General features: G+C 47.2%; 13 protein-coding genes and 1 pseudogene. 6 read left to right on the plus strand and 8 right to left on the minus strand.

Annotation, left to right across the window (positions count from 1 at the left end; all coding sequences use genetic code 11):
• Window positions 1-397, plus strand: a pseudogene (locus tag FVR03_RS24555) (DUF6503 family protein); the annotation flags it as partial.
• Between the two features lie 533 nt (window positions 398-930).
• Here the strand turns inward: FVR03_RS24555 and FVR03_RS20695 are convergent.
• Both FVR03_RS20695 and FVR03_RS20700 read right to left on the minus strand, forming a co-directional pair.
• On the minus strand, window positions 931-2,382 hold the full coding sequence (locus FVR03_RS20695; protein ID WP_147923682.1) for a hypothetical protein: 1,452 nt from the start codon (window positions 2,380-2,382) through the stop codon (window positions 931-933).
• Between the two features lie 305 nt (window positions 2,383-2,687).
• Entirely contained in the window at window positions 2,688-3,998 is a 1,311-nt protein-coding gene (locus FVR03_RS20700; protein WP_147923683.1) for a M20/M25/M40 family metallo-hydrolase, read from the minus strand.
• 476 nt (window positions 3,999-4,474) lie between these two features.
• Between FVR03_RS20700 and aroB the strand changes: the two genes are divergently transcribed.
• Window positions 4,475-5,512 (plus strand): 3-dehydroquinate synthase, encoded by a 1,038-nt coding sequence (aroB, locus tag FVR03_RS20705; protein ID WP_147923684.1) that lies wholly within the window; start codon window positions 4,475-4,477, stop codon window positions 5,510-5,512.
• A complete protein-coding gene (locus FVR03_RS20710) occupies window positions 5,509-6,738 on the plus strand; it encodes a 3-phosphoshikimate 1-carboxyvinyltransferase (RefSeq protein ID WP_147923685.1) in 1,230 nt (409 codons plus the stop codon). Before aroB ends, FVR03_RS20710 begins: the two co-directional genes overlap by 4 nt.
• Before the next feature lie 204 nt (window positions 6,739-6,942).
• Here FVR03_RS20710 and FVR03_RS20715 read toward each other — a convergent pair whose 3' ends face one another.
• From FVR03_RS20715 to FVR03_RS20735, 5 genes are all read right to left on the minus strand, one after another.
• Complete coding sequence (locus tag FVR03_RS20715) at window positions 6,943-7,752, minus strand: ABC transporter substrate-binding protein (RefSeq protein ID WP_255474330.1); 810 nt, start codon at window positions 7,750-7,752, stop codon at window positions 6,943-6,945.
• A gap of 302 nt (window positions 7,753-8,054) precedes the next feature.
• The gene (locus FVR03_RS20720; RefSeq protein WP_147923686.1) at window positions 8,055-9,125 is read right to left on the minus strand and encodes a M42 family metallopeptidase; all 1,071 of its coding nucleotides are present in this window, start codon (window positions 9,123-9,125) and stop codon (window positions 8,055-8,057) included.
• Between the two features lie 120 nt (window positions 9,126-9,245).
• Complete coding sequence (locus FVR03_RS20725; protein ID WP_147923687.1) at window positions 9,246-10,805, minus strand: acyl-CoA carboxylase subunit beta; 1,560 nt, start codon at window positions 10,803-10,805, stop codon at window positions 9,246-9,248.
• A gap of 321 nt (window positions 10,806-11,126) precedes the next feature.
• A complete protein-coding gene (locus FVR03_RS20730) occupies window positions 11,127-13,715 on the minus strand; it encodes an ATP-dependent Clp protease ATP-binding subunit (RefSeq protein WP_147923688.1) in 2,589 nt (862 codons plus the stop codon).
• Between the two features lie 115 nt (window positions 13,716-13,830).
• Window positions 13,831-14,436 (minus strand): WbqC family protein, encoded by a 606-nt coding sequence (locus tag FVR03_RS20735; RefSeq protein WP_255474331.1) that lies wholly within the window; start codon window positions 14,434-14,436, stop codon window positions 13,831-13,833.
• A gap of 523 nt (window positions 14,437-14,959) precedes the next feature.
• On the opposite strand from FVR03_RS20735, the gene FVR03_RS20740 reads away from it, so the two are divergent.
• Window positions 14,960-15,865 (plus strand): lysophospholipid acyltransferase family protein, encoded by a 906-nt coding sequence (locus tag FVR03_RS20740; protein WP_147923689.1) that lies wholly within the window; start codon window positions 14,960-14,962, stop codon window positions 15,863-15,865.
• Between the two features lie 76 nt (window positions 15,866-15,941).
• Here FVR03_RS20740 and FVR03_RS20745 read toward each other — a convergent pair whose 3' ends face one another.
• Window positions 15,942-16,568 carry an L-threonylcarbamoyladenylate synthase gene (locus FVR03_RS20745; protein WP_187270245.1) on the minus strand — a complete coding sequence of 209 codons (627 nt, stop codon included), beginning with the start codon at window positions 16,566-16,568 and terminating at the stop codon, window positions 15,942-15,944.
• Between the two features lie 467 nt (window positions 16,569-17,035).
• Here FVR03_RS20745 and mltG point away from each other — a divergent pair, with 467 nt between their 5' ends.
• The gene (mltG, locus tag FVR03_RS20750) at window positions 17,036-18,106 is read left to right on the plus strand and encodes an endolytic transglycosylase MltG (RefSeq protein ID WP_255474332.1); all 1,071 of its coding nucleotides are present in this window, start codon (window positions 17,036-17,038) and stop codon (window positions 18,104-18,106) included.
• Window positions 18,107-18,224: 118 nt separating this feature from the next.
• On the plus strand, window positions 18,225-18,379 hold a 155-nt coding region (locus FVR03_RS20755), incomplete at its 3' end, for an acyl-CoA thioesterase (protein ID WP_304608231.1).

Genomic DNA, 18,379 nt, shown 5'->3' on the forward strand with positions numbered 1-18,379 from the left:
CTTACTGCCTCACCACCTCGACCAGGCGAACATCGAAAAAACCTACGAAGGCGATTTTGATTTGCATGGGCAGGAGTACCATAAGGTACGGTTCGAGGTGCCAGCTGCCCGTGAGGTAGCTGGCGAAAGAGTAGAAGTAATCGGGTGGTTTCATGAGCAACACCACACGTTAGATTTCCTGGCCTACGCTCCAGAAAAAGATGCCGACGTACAATTCTGGCAAGCTAAAAACCCCCGTACCATAAGTGGCATCCGTTTCCAGGACTACACTATTTTTGCCACCACAGACCGTATTTCGCTGGAGCGCCTGGATCAGGCCTATGCGCTGGGCAAACTACAGAAGCGAACCGACATTAAACTCAGCGAAATTAAAGCAAGTGCATTACCAACTCTCTAAAACCCTTGACCTGCCAATAGCTCAAAAGCCTTCGGAAGGCCATTTTTATTTGAATAATTGAGGCTACGCACTAAGGATGTTAAATTAAATTTTATAGTCCAGACCAAACAAATTAATTTACTGGCGGTGTAGCAGATGCTCGTAGCACTTGATCCCAGTTCTTGGATTGAGCGCCTTTGCAGGTTTCCGGTGCCGCGGGAGCGGGAGCCCGCCTGCGGGCAGGAAAGATGCAGCAGCGCGATGCCCGAGAACGAGGCCCCGCTAATATAGGGCCCCTTCCCCAGCCTTGAGCCTAAGACTTTTCCTATAGAACAAAATAGATTGAGGGCACCGGATGAAACTCTTACCAAATGTATTAGAACTAACGTAAAGGTGCCACCTACTTGAAGGTGCGGAACATCAGTGAATAATTAATAGTTGGTTGCTGATTGTTAATTGCCAAATTGTTTAATTGGTAAATGGTTAATTGAGGAATTTATAGATGAGGTGAAATCAGAATCGGAACCTGAGAACAACTCTAAATTCATACCTTTTTACCTGAATTTCAGCCTGCCATATTTATAGTAGCCAAGCCCAATGCCAAGCACGATGAACTCCTTATCAGAAACCTGAAAGGCAGAGGTGGGGCGTAGGTAGAAACGTTGCTGCTCGCGCCCTGTCTGGCTTTTGTGCAGCGGCTTTACCTGCTGCTCTCCATTCGATAAAACAGTAATGAGCACAGGCTCTTTGTTGCTGGCATTTTTGCCGGCAATTATCAGTTTGTCATCGTCAGAGAAGTTGTACTCGAAGTCGAGGTAGAGCAGTTGCAGGTAATTGCCACTGTTGGTGGCCATAAATGAACCGATTTGCTCGTTGTTGTTGGGGTTGGCTTGTTTTTTATAGATGGTGGTGGTGTAGTAGGGGGTGCCGTCTTCTTCCAGCATCACAGCCAGCACATCTTCTTGGTATGTGGTTTGGTCAGCCTCTGTGTGGTCTACTTCGCCAAGCGCAATTACACCGCCATGCGGAACCGGAACAAGTTGTTTTAACTGCAGTTGCCGAAGCCACCGGGTACTGTCTTTTTCTGGTTTGTAGCTGGTGTGCTTCTGGAGCGCCGCTTTATTAAAAGCCGTAAAACGACCCGCCCGTTGCTTGAGCGAGTCTTTCCCGAAACGGAAGTAAAACGTGCCTTCTGGTACAGGCGCTTGTTTAGCAGCCTCAGCCGTGGAGCTATAATAACCTGTTACAACCACATCTTGCGCAGCCGTGGTAGTAAGCAGCGCCTGCATGGGCCGGTACTGTTCGTGGCCAATAGCCATTTCGTTGGGTTTGGAGCTGTTGGCCTGCAGCCGGTAAAGCAGAAAACTTTTGGTGGAGGGCTCTGTGGACAGCGATTTCAGGAGCATGTAGGCTGTGCCGTTGTCGAGGAGTAAGGTTTGCACCGGCAGCGTTCTGGCCGAAAACGTTTTAGAAAAGCGAGGTTTTAAGTCTGCTCCCAAAACAGTGGCCGTACCCGTTTTTTTTGCCTCGTCGGTAAGCGTGGCCAGCAGCAAATTGTTTTGGCCTGAAGTTGTAAGTTGTAGTTTGCCGCCGTGCTTAGCCTGCAGCAGGGGCTGTATCTGGGGGTTATAATTGCCGTTTGCCGTAATCTCCTGCGCGTAAATAGTGGTGACACCCTTTACCAGCCTGCTAGAAACCAGGTATACTTTCTGCTCCAGCACCACCGCATCCTGAAACTCAATTGGCTGGTTTTCTGGCGACCTTGGCAGCAGCACGGTTGCCCAGAGCCGTTGGTTTTGCTGGTTATAGCGCTCCAGCGTCGTTTTTCCGGCTTCGGTGTAAATAGCATAAAAGCCGCTATCCGGGCTAAGGCCCACCACACGCATGTTCTCAAATTCACGCGGTTCCCTATCTATGGCAGCACCCCAAGTAAACACTGGCTCCTGGGCAACAGCAGCAAGTGAGGTAGCCAGAAGCACAAACAGGAAGAGGGTGAATCGGATCATATTATATGGCAGAATCGGTTCTCGTATTTCATACTACGCGTAAACCGGCATTTCTTTTTCTGTTAGATTATAGATGAAAGAACCTTTTTTTAAGTTATGAGTAGTGAATTAGTTAAAAGTTGAAGAATCAAAATTCCGACAAATCAACCATTTAACAACCACCAATCACTATACCAACAATTATTCTAATGAAAATGGCCTTCAAAAGCTTTTTACTGCTGTAAGCGCTAAGGGTTCGGTAATTTAGTTTGTTGCTGGTTAGTAAAACTCCTGCGTTTACGTTTTTCTTCGGATTATGCTGCTCACTAGCGTACAAGGGTTTTATCAATGCGGCTGGGGGTGTCCTGGCCGTTAACTACACCTTGTGCTGCCAGCGCAATGGCCCTGATCATGTTCGTCAGGTGCTCCATGTGCAGCAGTTCCACTTCGTCGTGCACGGTGTGGTAGGTTTTGTCCTGGTCTATCTGCACCGAAGAAACAGTATGCGCCGGAACACCCAGGCGGGCAAGCGTGGCATTGTCGGAGCGGTAAAATAGGTTCTGCTCCGGGTAAGGGTCTGGGTGAAGCGCGTAGGGCGTTCCGGTTAACCGCTTCTGCAGCAGGCTCCCTAAATCAGATTTGTCGAAGCCGGTGAGGTAAGCAGTGTTAGGGCCGAACTTAGAGGGCTTGCCGACCATCTCGATGTTGAACATGGCTACAATCTGGTCGGGGTTCAGCTGCTCCGAAAAATGCCTGGAGCCAAAGCCGCCAATTTCTTCAGCGGTAAAAGCTACAAAAACAAGTGTACGCTCCGGCTTTGGCTGCTTCGCAAAATAACGGGCCAGCATCATCATAGCGGTAGTGCCGGAGGCGTCGTCGTCGGCACCGTTGGCTATACTGTCGCCTGCTACGGGAGCCAGTATACCAATGTGGTCGTAGTGGCCAGAGAAAACCACGATCTCATCTTTGCGCTTTCCTTCAATCATGCCGGCAACATTAAACAGCGGCAGTTGCTCCACCTGGTTTGTTACAGAAAAGGAATAGCTCGCAAACGCAGCCTTGTCTGTTAAAACAAATACTTTGCTGCTGCCCGCATTGGTTTCCTGCCTCGCCCCAACCCCCTGAAAATGGTGCCGATACGCTTCGAACAATTTTTGATGTACCGGATGCACCAGCACCAGCGCATCTTCTTCGAGCTTGTTTAGTTTAGAGAATGCTTCCCTGAAATCCTGTTCCTCTCCAATGGAGACTATAATGCGGGCGTTATTGTTGGTCCAGTTCAGCTGCTGGTAGCTGGTATTGAAAAAAAGAGCTTCCGCTTGAAAATGTTCGCCATCGGCCTCCAGTTGGGGAATGCCCGGGGTGAGGCGGTAGAGCTTAAACGTTTGCCTGAAATCTTTGGGGTTGCTGTTGTCTGCGAGCGGTTTAAGGCCGGTTTTCCGGAATTCCTGCTGAATAAAATCTGCTGCTTTTTCTATGCCTGGTGTAAAAGTGGCGCGGCCTTGCATGTCATCGGCACTCAGGGTGCTGATCAGGCGCGTGGTTTCTTTCTGACTGATAACCGACAGTTTCTGCGCCTGCACTGAAAGGCCGATGCCGAAAAACAGGAATACTGGCAGGAAATTCTTTAGGGTCATTTCTTTGTTATTTATCTCTATGTGAATGCATTAAGTATTATAATCGAAAGCTATAGCGCTTATTGTGCCTAAGCTAAAGAAAGGTACTCCTCCTCAATATACTCACTTTAAAAATAATATAAGAGTTACGATAGGAGATTATCCTCTCACTCATCCTTTCATCTATTTTATCATTATTCCCATTCCCGCTGCAACATTTTCAAATCTCCAAATCAACCATTTGGCAATTAAACCATTTAACAACCAACAACCAGCAATTATTCTAATGAAAATGCCCTTCCAAAGAAATTTCTTCTGTTTTAAGTCAAGGGTTGCAGGCTCTTTTAGGGAGCAAAGGGTGAAGCTGCTTCTGGATTAAAGGATAGGCAGTAAAACAGGTGAAAAATTTCGGGATTGCTATTTTGAGGAGAGAATACTTTCAGAATTGTCAGCTTTTTGAGTAGCTTGCCATTTTAATGCCTAAATCTAGCCTTAGCGTGACAGAAAATATCCATATTGGGCAAAACGCTCTGCAACAATTAACCGACCTGCTGCAAAATCGTGCCTTCTCGAAGGTGGTGGTGCTGGTAGATGAGAATACACTGCTCCATTGTTACCCGCAGCTTAAAAAGCATTTGCCGGAGCACCAGCTCATCCAGATAAAGAGCGGCGAAGAAAACAAAACTCTTCAAACCTGCGCGTACATCTGGCAGCAGATGACCAGTTTTAACCTCGATCGCTGGGCGGTACTTGTGAACCTGGGTGGCGGTGTAATTGGCGATATGGGTGGTTTCTGTGCTGCTGTGTATAAGCGCGGTATCTATTTTGTGCAGGTGCCTACTACGTTGCTCTCGCAGGTAGATGCCAGTGTAGGCGGTAAAACAGGCATCGATTTCCATGGGCTTAAAAACCACATCGGCGTGTTTAAAGAGCCTCGTGCCGTTATCATAGATCCTGCTTTTCTGCAAACACTGCCCGACCGCCAGGTAAAATCAGGCTATGCCGAAATTATTAAACACTGGCTTATTGAAGACGGTGCTAAGTTTGAAGAGCAGCGCCAGGTAGGGCTGCTGTCGGCCGACTGGGAAGCACTTATTCCGCATTCGGTGGCCATAAAAGAAAGAGTTGTGGCGGCCGATCCGCTGGAAGGCGGTTACCGCAAAGTGCTGAACTTTGGCCACACCGTAGGACATGCCATAGAAAGTTACCTGCTGGAGAAACCTGGGCGGGAATTGCTGCATGGCGAAGCCATAGCCGTAGGCATGCTCTGCGAAACCTGGCTCTCCGTTAAAAAAGGGCTGCTCTCGCAGCAGGAGCTGGACCGAATAGAAACGTTTCTGCTGACAGTGTATGAAAAAGTGAAGCTGAACAACGAGGACCTGGCAGACATTGCCGCATGGGCACTTCAGGATAAAAAGAACTCAAAATCAACTATAAACTGCACCTTACTTAAAAAAATAGGGCAGGCAGTATATGACCAACCTGTTACGCTTGCCGAAATTCAGGAGTCGTTACGTTACTACCAATTGCTATGACCAAATCTGTTACCCTTACCCATCCTTCAGGCATCCTGAAAGGATCTATAAAACTGCCGGCTTCTAAAAGCGAGGCGAACCGTGCCCTTATTATTGCAGCTTTATCAGGAGAAGCTTCTGAACTGGATAATTTGTCGGAAGCAAACGATACCCAGTTGCTGCAGCGCCTGCTCAAAAGCGATGCTGCCGAAATAAATGCCGAAGATGCCGGCACCGTTATGCGCTTCCTGACGGGTTACTATGCCGTAACTGGGCAGCAGAAAGTCCTGACAGGAACACCGCGCATGTGCCAGCGGCCCATTAAAGTACTCGTAGACGCGCTGCGGGAGTTAGGTGCCAGCATCGAGTATCTGGGCGAAGAAGGATACCCGCCCATGAAGATCGGAGCGTTTAAAGGCAACGGCAACAACAAACTGAAAGTGCGCAGCGACATTAGCAGCCAGTACATATCGTCGTTGCTGATGGTTGGCCCTATGCTGCCGCAAGGCCTGGTGCTGGAGTTGGAAGGAAAAATCGGCTCCCGACCTTATATCGAGATGACGCTCTCGCTCATGCGCCACTTTGGTGTAGAAGCTGACTTTTCCGGAAATATCATTACCGTGCCGCACCAGCCTTACAAAGCAGCCAGCTACAGCATAGAGCCCGATTGGTCGGCATCGAGCTACTGGTATAGCCTGGTAGCGCTGGCACACGAAGCCGAAATTGAGCTGCCTGGTTTGCGCCAGCAGTCGTTTCAGGGCGATAGCGCCATTGCTGGTATTATGGAACACCTGGGCGTGCACACAGAGTTTACCGAAAGTGGGGTAAAGCTCATGAAACGGAAACACGATCATCACTTCTCCTTCGACTTCTCCGATTGCCCCGACCTGGCGCAAACCATTGTGGCGCTTTGTGCAGCCAAAGGCATTTCGTTAGAACTTACAGGGCTGGAGAGTCTTCGTATAAAAGAAACAGACCGCATTCAGGCACTACAGGTAGAGGTGTTGAGTTTTGGCTGCTCCCTGCAAGAAGTAACAGAGGGTGTTTTCCGGCTGGAGTTGGGCCTGATCGAGAACAGTGCGTTTACTTTTCGGACCTACGAAGATCACCGGATGGCCATGGCTTTTGCTCCACTTGCCCTGCTACGGCCTACTACTATACAAGAGCCGCGTGTGGTACGTAAATCATACCCGCGTTTCTGGGAAGACCTGGAGAAAGTAGAGTTTGAGTTGACGTTTGAGGAATAAAAAACACCACATGACCTCGCAGCGTCTAAAACCTGCGAGCGTCTTGTCGGCTACGAAGCAAAAAAACTCGAAACCGAATTTTTCGTGAATATCTTACTAAAGGTTTTGTAGCGGGATTAAACCGCAAAATTGGCTAAACAGAGGGTGGTTTCTTTTCAGAGGCCACCTTTTGTATTCCTGATGAGTCCGAAAAAAATGCAAGTTCTAGGTGAGCAACTCCTGCTGCACCTCTTGTATTATGCTCTCCAAATAAGCCGGAGCCCGCAACAGCCTGCTCCCATACCAGCTGAACATTTCGCCATCCACCACTTTCACCAGCGCCTGCGGGCACAGTTTCTGAAACTCGGCTATGTGCTTCTCCCGGAATGGGTAAGGCTCCGACGATAAAAATATTAGCTTTGGGTTAGCCTGCTGCAACTGCTCACTAGTAACTTCCGGATATCGTGTGAAGTGGGCAAAGCAGTTTGAGAAGCCGCAACGCACAAGCATGTGATCGATGATGTTATTATCTCCGACCACCATATACGGTTTGCGCCAGATAAAGTAAGCTGTAGAGACAGCAGGTGCAGCAGGAGCAAGGGCCGTAAAACGACTACGGATCGTGTTGAGCAGTTCTGCCGCTTTTGCCCCTGTTGCAGTTATTTCACCAAGCTGCTGCATCATCTGCAGAGCATCTTCCAACACGTAAATATCGCTCATCCAAACTGCATGGCTTTGTTGCAGCTGCTCTATACCTTCCTTATAATTTTCTTCTTTGTTTCCGATGATGAGGTCTGGCTGCAGCTTTTCAATAGCTTCGAAATGAAAGTTTTTGGTGCCACCAATAATCGCCTTTTGCTTTACCTCTTCCTTTGGGTGTGAGCAAAATTTGGTGACTCCCACAATACGGTCGCCTAAACCCAGGTCAAAAAGAAGTTCGGTCTGCGATGGCACCAGCGAGATGATCCGCTGTGGCATGTACGGCAGCGTAATGTGGTTGCCCATCTGGTCGGTGAAGGTGCGAGGATAGGTCATACAGAAAGTTGAGAAAGGCTTGACGATTTTTCTTTAAAATGTCTTCGGAAGGCTAGTTTCATTGAAATAATTTAATTGTCGATGTTGGTTGTTCATGGTTAAAAGGTGAAATGGCTAATCTGAACATGAAGTAGCTATTTCAGCCTGTTACAATTTACTATTGAAGGAGCCTACCCTTGAACACTTTTCATCCAAATTCTTTTTGGAGGCCATATTTATTAGAATAATTTGAGGTAGAGGTAGTAAATAAAAAGCCTCACAGGGCTGGTGGCGCTGTGAGGCTTTTTGCTGAAGAATTAATCTTACTTCAGGTAACGGAAATCCTGTTTATCTTCTATCTTAAGAAGTGTTTCGTAAATCAGCTTGGTTACATTATCCACATCGTCTTTGTGTACTGTTTCTACGGTCGTGTGCATGTATTTAAGCGGAAGCGAAATTAAGGCTGAGGCCACACCTGCGTTGGAGTATGCAAAGGCATCGGTGTCGGTGCCGGTGGCACGTGAAACGGCTGCTCTCTGGAACGGAATTTCTTTTTGCTGTGCGGTAGTAATGATAAGGTCGCGCACGTTATTCTGCACGGCAGGGCCATAGGCTATAACCGGACCTTTGCCGCAGTGTATGTCGCCACTGGTTTTCTTGTCGTACATCGGCGACTGTGTGTCGTGCGTTACGTCGGTAATGATGGCAACATCCGGTTTAATGCGGTGCGCTATCATTTCGGCACCGCGCAAACCAATTTCTTCCTGCACGGCATTCACAATGTAAAGCCCGAATGGCAGCTTGTGGTTATTCTCTTTCAGCATGCGGGCTACTTCGGCGATCATAAAACCGCCGATGCGGTTATCGAGGGCGCGGCCTACGTAGAACTTCTCGTTCATTGTGGTAAACTCATCCTCAAACGTCACCACAGAGCCTACGTGTATACCCATTGCTTCCACTTCTTCTTTGTTGCTGGCGCCACAGTCGAGGAACACCGTTTCTACGGTTGGCGCTTTCTCGTTTTCGAGCTTACGCACGTGTATGGCTGGCCAGCCGAATATGGCTTTTACTATGCCTTTGCTGGTATGAATATTCACGCGTTTAGAAGGAGCGATTACGGCATCGGAGCCACCGTTGCGGCGCAGGTACAGGTAACCTTCGTTGGTAATGTAGTTTACAAACCACGAAATTTCGTCGGCGTGGGCTTCGATAACTACTTTATAATCGGCTTCAGGGTTAATTACGCCAACTACAGAGCCGTAAGTATCTACAAAATATTCGTCAATATACGGTTTCAGGTACTCTAACCACAGTTTTTGGCCTTCTGCTTCAAAGCCAGTGGGAGAGGCATTGTTCAGGTATTTCTGTAAAAAATCAAAAGATTCTTGTCGCATGCTTATGCAAATTAAAAATTAAGAATTAAAAATTAGAAATATGAATTTTAAGAAATTAGAAACTGGCAAACCATGTATACCCATCATTTCTAATTTCTAATTTTGAATTTCTAATTATATTTAAAGTGGAATATTTCCGTGTTTTTTACGCGGCAGTTGCACTGCCTTGTTCTCAAGCATTTTGAATGCTTTAATTAATTTTGTGCGGGTTTCTGAGGGCATAATTACCTCGTCTATAAAACCACGATGCGCTGCCCGGTAAGGAGTAGCAAACTTTTCTTTGTATTCCTCCACCTTCTCTGCCAGTTTAGCCTCCGGATCATCGGACAAGGCAATTTCGCGTTTAAAAATAATTTCAGCGGCTCCCTGGGCTCCCATTACAGCAATTTCGGCGGTTGGCCATGCAAAGTTCATATCGGCCCCGATGTGTTTGGAGTTCATAACATCGTAAGCACCACCGTACGCTTTTCGGGTAATAACGGTTATGCGCGGCACAGTGGCCTCGCAAAAGGCATAGAGTAGTTTTGCCCCATTGGTAATAATGCCGCGCCACTCCTGGTCGGTGCCTGGCAAAAAGCCCGGAACATCTTCGAGCACCAGCAAGGGTATGTTAAAGCTGTCGCAGAACCGGACGAAGCGAGCGGCTTTGGTACTGGCATTAATATCGAGTACGCCGGCTAATACGGCAGGCTGGTTACCAACAATGCCAATGCTGCGGCCAGCCAGGCGCGCAAACCCTACCACAATGTTATCGCCGAAATTTTTATGCACCTCAAAAAAAGTGTCGGTGTCTATAATGCCTTCAATTACTTCCCGAATGTCGTAAGGCTGGTTCGGGTTTTCGGGTATAATGGTATTCAGCGATTCGCGGCTTTCGTTGCCATTGCTGGTATAGGGCATGGCAGGCGGAAGTTCTTCGCAGTTCTGCGGTATATAGCTAAGCAGTTTTTTAATGTAGTTGATACACTCTACCTCGTTGGCACATGAGAAATGGGTAACACCGCTCTTGGTGCTGTGGGTGCTGGCACCGCCCAACTCTTCGGAAGTAACGTTTTCGTGGGTAACTGTTTTTACTACGTTGGGTCCGGTTACAAACATGTACGAGGTGTTTTCTACCATCATCACAAAATCTGTAATGGCAGGAGAGTACACGGCTCCACCGGCACACGGCCCCATAATAGCCGAAATCTGCGGAATAACGCCCGAAGCCAGCGTGTTACGGTAAAAAATATCAGCATAGCCACCCAACGAAACCACACCTTCCTGAATGCGGGCACCGCCAGAGTCGTTGAGGCCAATAACAGGAGCGCCGTTTTTCATGGCTAGCTCCATGATCTTCACAATTTTTTCGGCATGCGTTTCTGAAAGCGACCCGCCTAAAACCGTAAAATCTTGTGAGAAAACATATACCAGTCGGCCCTGTATAGTACCATATCCGGTAACAACACCATCGCCCAGAAAATACTGTTTGTCAAGGCCAAAGTCTTTGGAGCGGTGCATCACAAATTTGCCTATTTCCTCAAAGCTGCCTTCGTCCATAAGCAGGTGCAGGCGTTCGCGTGCTGTTAGTTTGCCCTTGTCGTGCTGCGCTTTAATTCTGTCTTCTCCACCACCGAGCAGTGCTTCTGCGTTTTTGCGCTCCAGCGTTTCTGTTTGGCTTTGTCTGGTTTTTGGGGCCATGCAATATGTTTTACAATCGTTTATAAATAGTTACGCCAGCAGCTTTCTGTTTTAAATGCAGTAAAAAGAATAAACTGACAACAGGTAGCCGCTGCTTTAGCTGCACAAAGTCAAAGCTTCTGTTAGTTGTATACTTTAAAATTACAGATGTTACCAATTTGTTAAAATAGGAAAAATCTTTTGCTGCTTCATTTTTGCCTCAATTTAGCAAAATTACAATATAATGTACTGAAAGAGTATTTTATTTACGAAAGTACAATAAAGAGTAACAAAAAAAGGCTGCCCGTTCAGGCAGCCTTTTTTTGTTACTAACTAGTTATGTTATTCGCTTGCTTTATCGGAGCCAGATGATTTAGACGGTTCAGGAGCTTCGTCAGAGGCACCCTGCGGGCCAGTGCCATCAGATTTTTTAGAAGAGAATGTCAGTTTCTCTTCGCCTTCTGTATGCTCTACCACTATAATATCTCCCTGGTTTATTTCAGCTCTCAGAATTTCCTCTGCAATCGGGTCTTCAATGTACTTCTGAATAGCACGGTTCAACGGACGGGCACCGTATTTCGGGTCGTATCCTTTCTCGGCCACAAAGTCTTTGGCTTCGTTGGTGAGCTGGATGGTGTACCCCAACGTTTCCACACGCTTGAACAGTTTGCTGAGCGAGATTTCGATGATCTTGTGCATATCCTCACGGTTAAGTGAGTTAAACACAATCACGTCGTCCAGGCGGTTCAGGAACTCAGGCGAGAAGGTTTTACGCAAGGCGCTGGCAATAGTGCCTTTCATGATATCGTCTACATTCTCTTGCTTGGTTTTAGACATGAAACCGATACCGGCTCCAAAGTCCTGCAAGTCGCGGGCACCGATGTTCGAGGTCATGATGATGATCGTGTTCCGGAAGTCGACTTTGCGGCCTAATCCGTCTGTTAAGATACCATCGTCGAGTACCTGGAGCAGCAGGTTGTACACATCCGGGTGCGCTTTCTCGATCTCGTCGAGCAGTACAACTGAATATGGTTTGCGACGGATTTTCTCTGTCAGCTGACCACCTTCTTCGTAACCCACATACCCCGGAGGCGCTCCCACCAAGCGAGATACGCTGAATTTCTCCATGTACTCACTCATGTCGATACGCACCAGCGAATCTTCTTTGTCGAAGAGGTAAGTAGAAAGCACTTTGGCAAGCTCTGTTTTACCTACACCAGTCGGGCCGAGGAATACAAACGAACCGATTGGTTTTTTCGGATCTTTCAGGCCAACACGCGTACGTTGGATTGCTTTTACCAACTGACCGATGGCTTTGTCCTGGCCGATTACTTTGCCACGGAGCTCTTCGTTCATGTTCAGCAATTTCACGCCTTCGTTCTGCGCGATACGTTTTACCGGAATACCTGTCATCATGGCAATAACCTCTGCCACATTTTCCTCTTTTACGGTATAGCGTTTCTTTTTCGTCTCTTCTTCCCAGTTCTTTTTGGCCTGGTCGAGTTGGTCGATCAACTTTTTCTCCTTGTCGCGCAGTTGGGCAGCCTCTTCGTATTTCTGGCTTTTTACGACACGGTTTTTCTCTACCTTGATGTTCTCTATCTGCTCTTCGAGCTTCAGGATGTCTTCTGGTACAATAATGTTGTTGATGTGCACGCGCGCACCAGCCTCATCCAGAATATCAATGGCTTTGTCTGGCAGGAAACGATCGCTCATGTAGCGGTCGCTCAGCTTCACACAGGCCTCAATGGCTTTGTCGGTGTAGTTTACGTGGTGGTGATCCTGGTACTTATCTTTGATGTTGTGCAGTATTTCCATGGTTTCCTCGGGCGTGGTAGGGTCTACCATTACGATCTGGAAACGACGGGCCAGAGCGCCATCTTTCTCGATGTACTGACGATACTCATCTAATGTAGTAGCGCCAATGCATTGTATCTCGCCACGGGCCAGCGCAGGTTTGAACATGTTGGAGGCATCCAGGGAGCCAGAGGCACCACCGGCACCTACAATGGTATGCAGCTCATCAATGAACAGGATCACGTCCGGAGACTTCTCAAGCTCGTTCATCACGGCCTTCATACGCTCTTCGAACTGGCCACGGTATTTAGTACCGGCTACCAGCGAAGCAAGGTCGAGAGTAACCACGCGCTTGTTGAAGAGCACACGGCTTACCTTCTTCTGCACAATGCGCAGGGCCAGACCTTCGGCAATAGCGGTTTTACCTACGCCAGGCTCCCCAATCAGGATAGGGTTGTTCTTTTTGCGGCGGCTCAGGACCTGTGCCACGCGCTCAATTTCTTTCTCACGGCCTACTATCGGGTCCAGCTTATCGTCTTCAGCCAGCTTGGTTAAGTCACGGCCAAAGTTATCGAGCACGGGCGTACGCGATTTTTCGCCGGCTTTTTTGCTGGTACTGCTGCCAGAGCGGGAAGAGCTGCCAAATAATTTGTCTGAATCATCAGAATCGTCGGTATCTGACGACGCAAGTGGATTATTGCTATGATAATCCAGAGAATCTCTTATTGCTTCGTAGTTCACGTTAAATTTCGATAAAATTTGTGAAGATATATTGTCTTCATCCCGCAGGATGGATAATAAGAGGTGTTCGGTGCCGATAACATCGCTCTTGAAGATTTTAGCCTCCAGGTACGTTATTTTCAGAACTTTCTCAGTCTGTTTCGTTAGCGGGATACTGCCAGTAATGTTGCTGTTCTGAGTAGCTGTATTGCGGGTAGCCTGCTCTAAGGCGTACTTTAATTCATCTATCGAAACGCCGAGCTTCTTCAGCAGGGCTATGGCGGTACCTTCTCCTTCCCGAATCATGCCCAACACCAAATGCTCAGTTCCGATGTAGTCATGTCCAAGACGGATAGCTTCCTCACGGCTGAGTGATATTACCTCTTTCACTCTGTTTGAGAATTTAGCTTCCATGTATACTCTAAAAATTATTCTAAAAAAATCGAAATTATAATTGATTTGAGGCTCTAAATGCTGCCTTATTAATAAAACAAGCAGATAAGATTAATTGTTCACCTTTGGTACTACCTTACTGTAAGTAGTTTGCTGCAGCAGGGCCTTGTGTAAACAACAAGTCAATTATACTAAGCTCTGGTACAAAATTATTGCCAAAAACCTGGTAATAGGGTTTTACGAACAAATTGTCAGGATTGATTTTGGGATGAATCTGGTTTCGCAGATCCAGCACGTTATCGGGCACTACAGACACGTACGAATGAGTGAGCTCAAGTGGTTTATTAATTTTAAGAAATTTTAAGTAAAGCCGCAACAAATTCAGGTTTAATTGAAATAAATTTTTTGGATGTTGCTGATACACTGCTTGTAGGGCATCCTGGTAAAACTCGAAATACGGTGCCTTGCCGTAAGCCGACTGCAGGGTGCGCCAATGTACCTGCTGCCACTTCTGGCTATAGTCAATCTCGATGTCGGTGATGCGGGTTTTGTTTTTGCTGTTGCCCCGGAGCACCGGCACGGTTAACGGTTGCACCCCATGTGGCGTGAGCACATGGCAGCGGTTCCGGTAGCTCTGCTTTATGTAATTTTCGTGTTGCTCCACCAATATACTGTCGGCTTGCAGCACCTGCCGGAAGTACGCAATAGGAGGGTGGTAGTGCAGTTCGGTCAGGAGAATCACCTTTTTATTAGTTAAGAGTTAAAAGTTAAGAGTTATGAGTTAAAAGTTATGAGTTGTTTTCATTTGCTCCTTCACCCTCTTCAAATTTCCAAATCTCTGAATTAACTATTAAAACATTTAACAATCAACAACAAACAATCAGCAATTATTCAAATGAAATTGGCCTCCAGAAGGTTTTTGCACACAGAAGGCTCAAGGCATAAGATACGGGGGTTTATACAAAATGAGAAGACGCTCTGTCACGTAATCATTTGAAAGTTTATCGCCTTCATCTTCACATCTCCAAATTTTCAAATCAACCATTAAACAATTTAGCCATTAAACAATTAAACCATTTAACAATCAACAACGAACAAACAGCAACTACCAATTATTCCAATGAAAACACCCTTCCAAAGCCTAAAGAACTTTTTTTAGCCAAGGGTTGGAGGCAGTCTACTAGATAAAAGGCAGAAATCAAAATTCTGATTCGGAAACGCTAATTTAATAAAAGGTGGTTGTACCTTTGCGGCTGCTACTGCCAATGAACAAGAAACCAAACATTCCGCCGCTTTATTACCCACTCTGGCTCCTGCTGAAGAGTTTGTCGTTGCTGCCGTTGCCGGTGCTGTACGTGCTTTCCGATTTTTTTTACCTGCTGGTGTACCACCTTATTGGCTACCGCAAAAAAGTAGTTTGGCAGAACATGCGCAATTCTTTTCCGGAGAAAGGAGAGCAGGAAATAGCCCGTTTAGCCAAAGCATTTTATAGGCAGTTCGCCGATTTAGTTGTCGAGATTCTGAAGTTGCGTACTATGTCGGCCGATGAGATGCGGCGCAGAATTGTGTTCTCGAACCAGGAGGTGCTCGACCAGTTTGTGAGGCAGGGCACGCCGGTTATTACCATGGGTTCTCATTCGGGTAACTGGGAGTGGGTGCTCTCGGCGGGGGCAGTGCAGTTCGGTTTTCCGGCCGAGGGTATTTACAAGCCGCTGCACAACGCCTTTTTTGAAGAGTATATGCTGAGTACGCGAACCCGCCTGGGCGCACGGCTCATTAAAATGAAAGATACCATGCGCGATTTTGTTCGCAACCGAAAGGTGCCCCGGGTTATTGCCATGCTCTCTGACCAGACGCCTCCTTACGGCGAAATACAATACTGGACAACCTTTATGAACCAGGAAACGGCCTTTTTTGTAGGAGCCGAAAAGCTGGCCAACACCTTTGGCTACCCGGTACTGTTTCTGGATGTAGACCGTATAGCACGTGGCCGCTACCACCTCCGGTTCGAGGTGCTCTCTGATGGCAAGACAAAGCCAGACCTGCCTGGTTGCGAATACCCGATTACCGAAGCCTTTGCCCGCACACTCGAAAAGTCGATACAACGTTCGCCAGCCAATTACCTCTGGACCCACCGCCGCTGGAAACATAAGAGGCCTGTGGCCAATTAAAAAATTATAAATTATGGTAGTACAGGATTTCAGCCATTCATAATTTCTAATTTTTAATTTCTAATTAGGCGAAGCCCTAAAGAAACTGCTCTATATCTCCGGCACCTTCTCGTAGTACTTCAAAATTATTGGCAGCATCTACTACCGTAGAAGCAATGTTGTTGCCGTAGCCACCATCTATCACCATATCTACCAGGTTCCGGTATTTTTCAAAAATAAGCTCCGGGTCGGTGCTGTACTCCAGCACCTCATCCTCATCACGGATAGAGGTAGACAAAATCGGGTTGCCTAGTTCGCGTACCAGCGCCAGCGCAATATTATTGTCGGGCACCCTGATGCCGACCGTTTTCTTTTTAGAGCCGCCATAGCGAGGCACTTTGCTGCTCGATTCGAGCACAAATGTGAAGGGGCCTGGCAGCGCCTTCTTCATTACTTTATAAACCGGCGTATCTATTTTAGCATAATCGGAGATGTGGGTAAGGTCGGAGCAAATAAAGGAAAGATGCACTTTGTCTGGTTTTACGCCCTTTATCTGGCACACGCGCTCCACCGCCCGTACGTTATGAATATCGCAGCCAATGCCGTAAATAGTGTCGGTTGGGTAAATAATAACGCCCCCGTTCCGGAGCACTTCTACAGCCTCTCTTATTTTTCTTTCCTGCGGATTATCAGGATGGATGGTTAAAAAAATGGCGTTACTCATAGCTATAGTACTTTGTCAGATTGAAAACTTAAAATTATGGCAAATATGCTTCGACAACAGTTCTCAGAGCATACATTAAACTTTTATCATTCATGAATTGCTGAAGCTATTTTCACAGCATTAGCTAACTTTTGCCTTGAATAGGAAAAACGAATCTTTCAGAATGAAATATACATAGCTGAAATAGGCTGCAAAGGTTGTCATTTTTAAGAGATATGTTACAGCTTGCCTCATTTTACCGGGGTACGGAGTTCGCCGGAACTAAATAACAGCTACAAGGTTTTTAGCTGAAGGCGGTGCTGCGCCTGCCCGACAAGTGGTGCAGTGGCGGCCGCAAACGCCCTTTTAAAGCAACTGCTGCCGGTCTTATTTAAATTTTGAGAGAAAGCGGAAGAATAATATTAATTTTGAGTTTACTTAACACCAGGTGCAAACAGCCGCAATAGCTGCTGCCCTATAAAACAACTATGGCTAAAAAAGTCACTACCAGAAGAAAAAGGAAAGAGAAAAGCATGGTCGTACCCGCGATTATTGTCCTGTTCCTGTTCCTGTTTGTAAGCTTCTCCTATTACGCTTACCAAATTGTTTATACGCCTAACGTAGACACTAAAAACCAGGATACCTACGTGTATATCCCGACCGGAGCCGGTTATGCCCAGGCCCTCGATTCGGTAGAGGCAACAGGTGTGGTCATAGACAAGCTCTCACTGCGGTTTATGGCCAAACTCATGGACTACGACGAACTCGTAAAGCCAGGCCGCTATAAAATCGAGAATGGCTGGGGTAACCGCCAATTAATCGGGGTGCTGCGCCTGGGGGAGCAGTCGCCGGTAAAAATTACCTTTAACAACATCAGGCTCCGAAAAGACCTGGCTGCCAAACTGGCTACCAGCGTAGAGCCAGGCGAAGCCGAAATAGACAGCCTGCTCTCTGACCCCGCCTACCTGCAGGAACTTGGCTTCGACAGCACCAACATTGTGAGCATGTTTATACCCAACACCTACGAAGTGTACTGGACCACCTCTGCCAAAGCGCTCCTGGACCGCATGAAAACAGAGTACGACAAATTCTGGACGGCAGAGCGGAAGGCAAAGGCCGATAAGCAGGGGCTCTCGCAGCAGGAGGTGTCGGTGCTGGCCTCTATTGTGCAGGCGGAGCAAGGAAGATACGCTGATGAACGGCCACGCATTGCCGGTGTGTACCTGAACCGTCTGAAAAGAAACATGCTGCTGCAGGCCGACCCAACCGTGGTTTTCAGTGTAGGCGATTTTACCATCCGCCGCGTACTGAACGTGCACCTGCAGCACGACTCACCTTTTAACACCTACCGCTACAAAGGCCTGCCGCCCGGGCCTATTAACGTACCTGATATTTCCAGCATCGATGCCGTGCTGAACCCTGAAAGCCACAATTACTTGTACTTCTGCGCCAAAGAAGATTTTTCGGGTTACCATGCCTTTGCAGCCACCGAAACCGAACACCTGGCCAACGCCCGGCGCTTCCACAGAGCCATGAACGAACGGAAAATTATGAGGTAGTTTATTGCTAATTGTTTATAGCTAATTGTTTGTTGTTACTTATAAATTTAAATATTCAAACAAGCAGCACTAGACATAGCAATTAACAATCAACAAATAACAATTCAACAATTAAAGCATGTTTGAGTCAGAAGTGCAGATACGGGTGCGATACGCCGAAACAGACCAGATGGGGTATGTTTACTACGGCAACTATGCGGCCTACTACGAAGTAGCGCGCACCGAAGTGTTCCGGAAGCTGGGCATTCATTATAAAGAGATGGAGGCTACCGG

Source organism: Pontibacter qinzhouensis, assembly GCF_008017455.1.
GTDB lineage: Bacteria > Bacteroidota > Bacteroidia > Cytophagales > Hymenobacteraceae > Pontibacter > Pontibacter qinzhouensis.

What these genes read in the sequence shown, in the direction of transcription:
- FVR03_RS20715 (WP_255474330.1), bottom strand. Translation starts at nt 7,752, where the DNA reads ATGACCTATCCTCGCACCTTCACCGACCAGATGGGCAACCACATTACG.
- FVR03_RS20745 (WP_187270245.1), bottom strand. Translation starts at nt 16,568, where the DNA reads ATGAGTAACGCCATTTTTTTAACCATCCATCCTGATAATCCGCAGGAA.
- FVR03_RS20710 (WP_147923685.1), top strand. Translation starts at nt 5,509, where the DNA reads ATGACCAAATCTGTTACCCTTACCCATCCTTCAGGCATCCTGAAAGGA.
- mltG (WP_255474332.1), top strand. Translation starts at nt 17,036, where the DNA reads ATGGCTAAAAAAGTCACTACCAGAAGAAAAAGGAAAGAGAAAAGCATG.
- FVR03_RS20700 (WP_147923683.1), bottom strand. Translation starts at nt 3,998, where the DNA reads ATGACCCTAAAGAATTTCCTGCCAGTATTCCTGTTTTTCGGCATCGGC.
- FVR03_RS20725 (WP_147923687.1), bottom strand. Translation starts at nt 10,805, where the DNA reads ATGGCCCCAAAAACCAGACAAAGCCAAACAGAAACGCTGGAGCGCAAA.
- FVR03_RS20740 (WP_147923689.1), top strand. Translation starts at nt 14,960, where the DNA reads ATGAACAAGAAACCAAACATTCCGCCGCTTTATTACCCACTCTGGCTC.
- FVR03_RS20730 (WP_147923688.1), bottom strand. Translation starts at nt 13,715, where the DNA reads ATGGAAGCTAAATTCTCAAACAGAGTGAAAGAGGTAATATCACTCAGC.
- FVR03_RS20695 (WP_147923682.1), bottom strand. Translation starts at nt 2,382, where the DNA reads ATGATCCGATTCACCCTCTTCCTGTTTGTGCTTCTGGCTACCTCACTT.
- FVR03_RS20720 (WP_147923686.1), bottom strand. Translation starts at nt 9,125, where the DNA reads ATGCGACAAGAATCTTTTGATTTTTTACAGAAATACCTGAACAATGCC.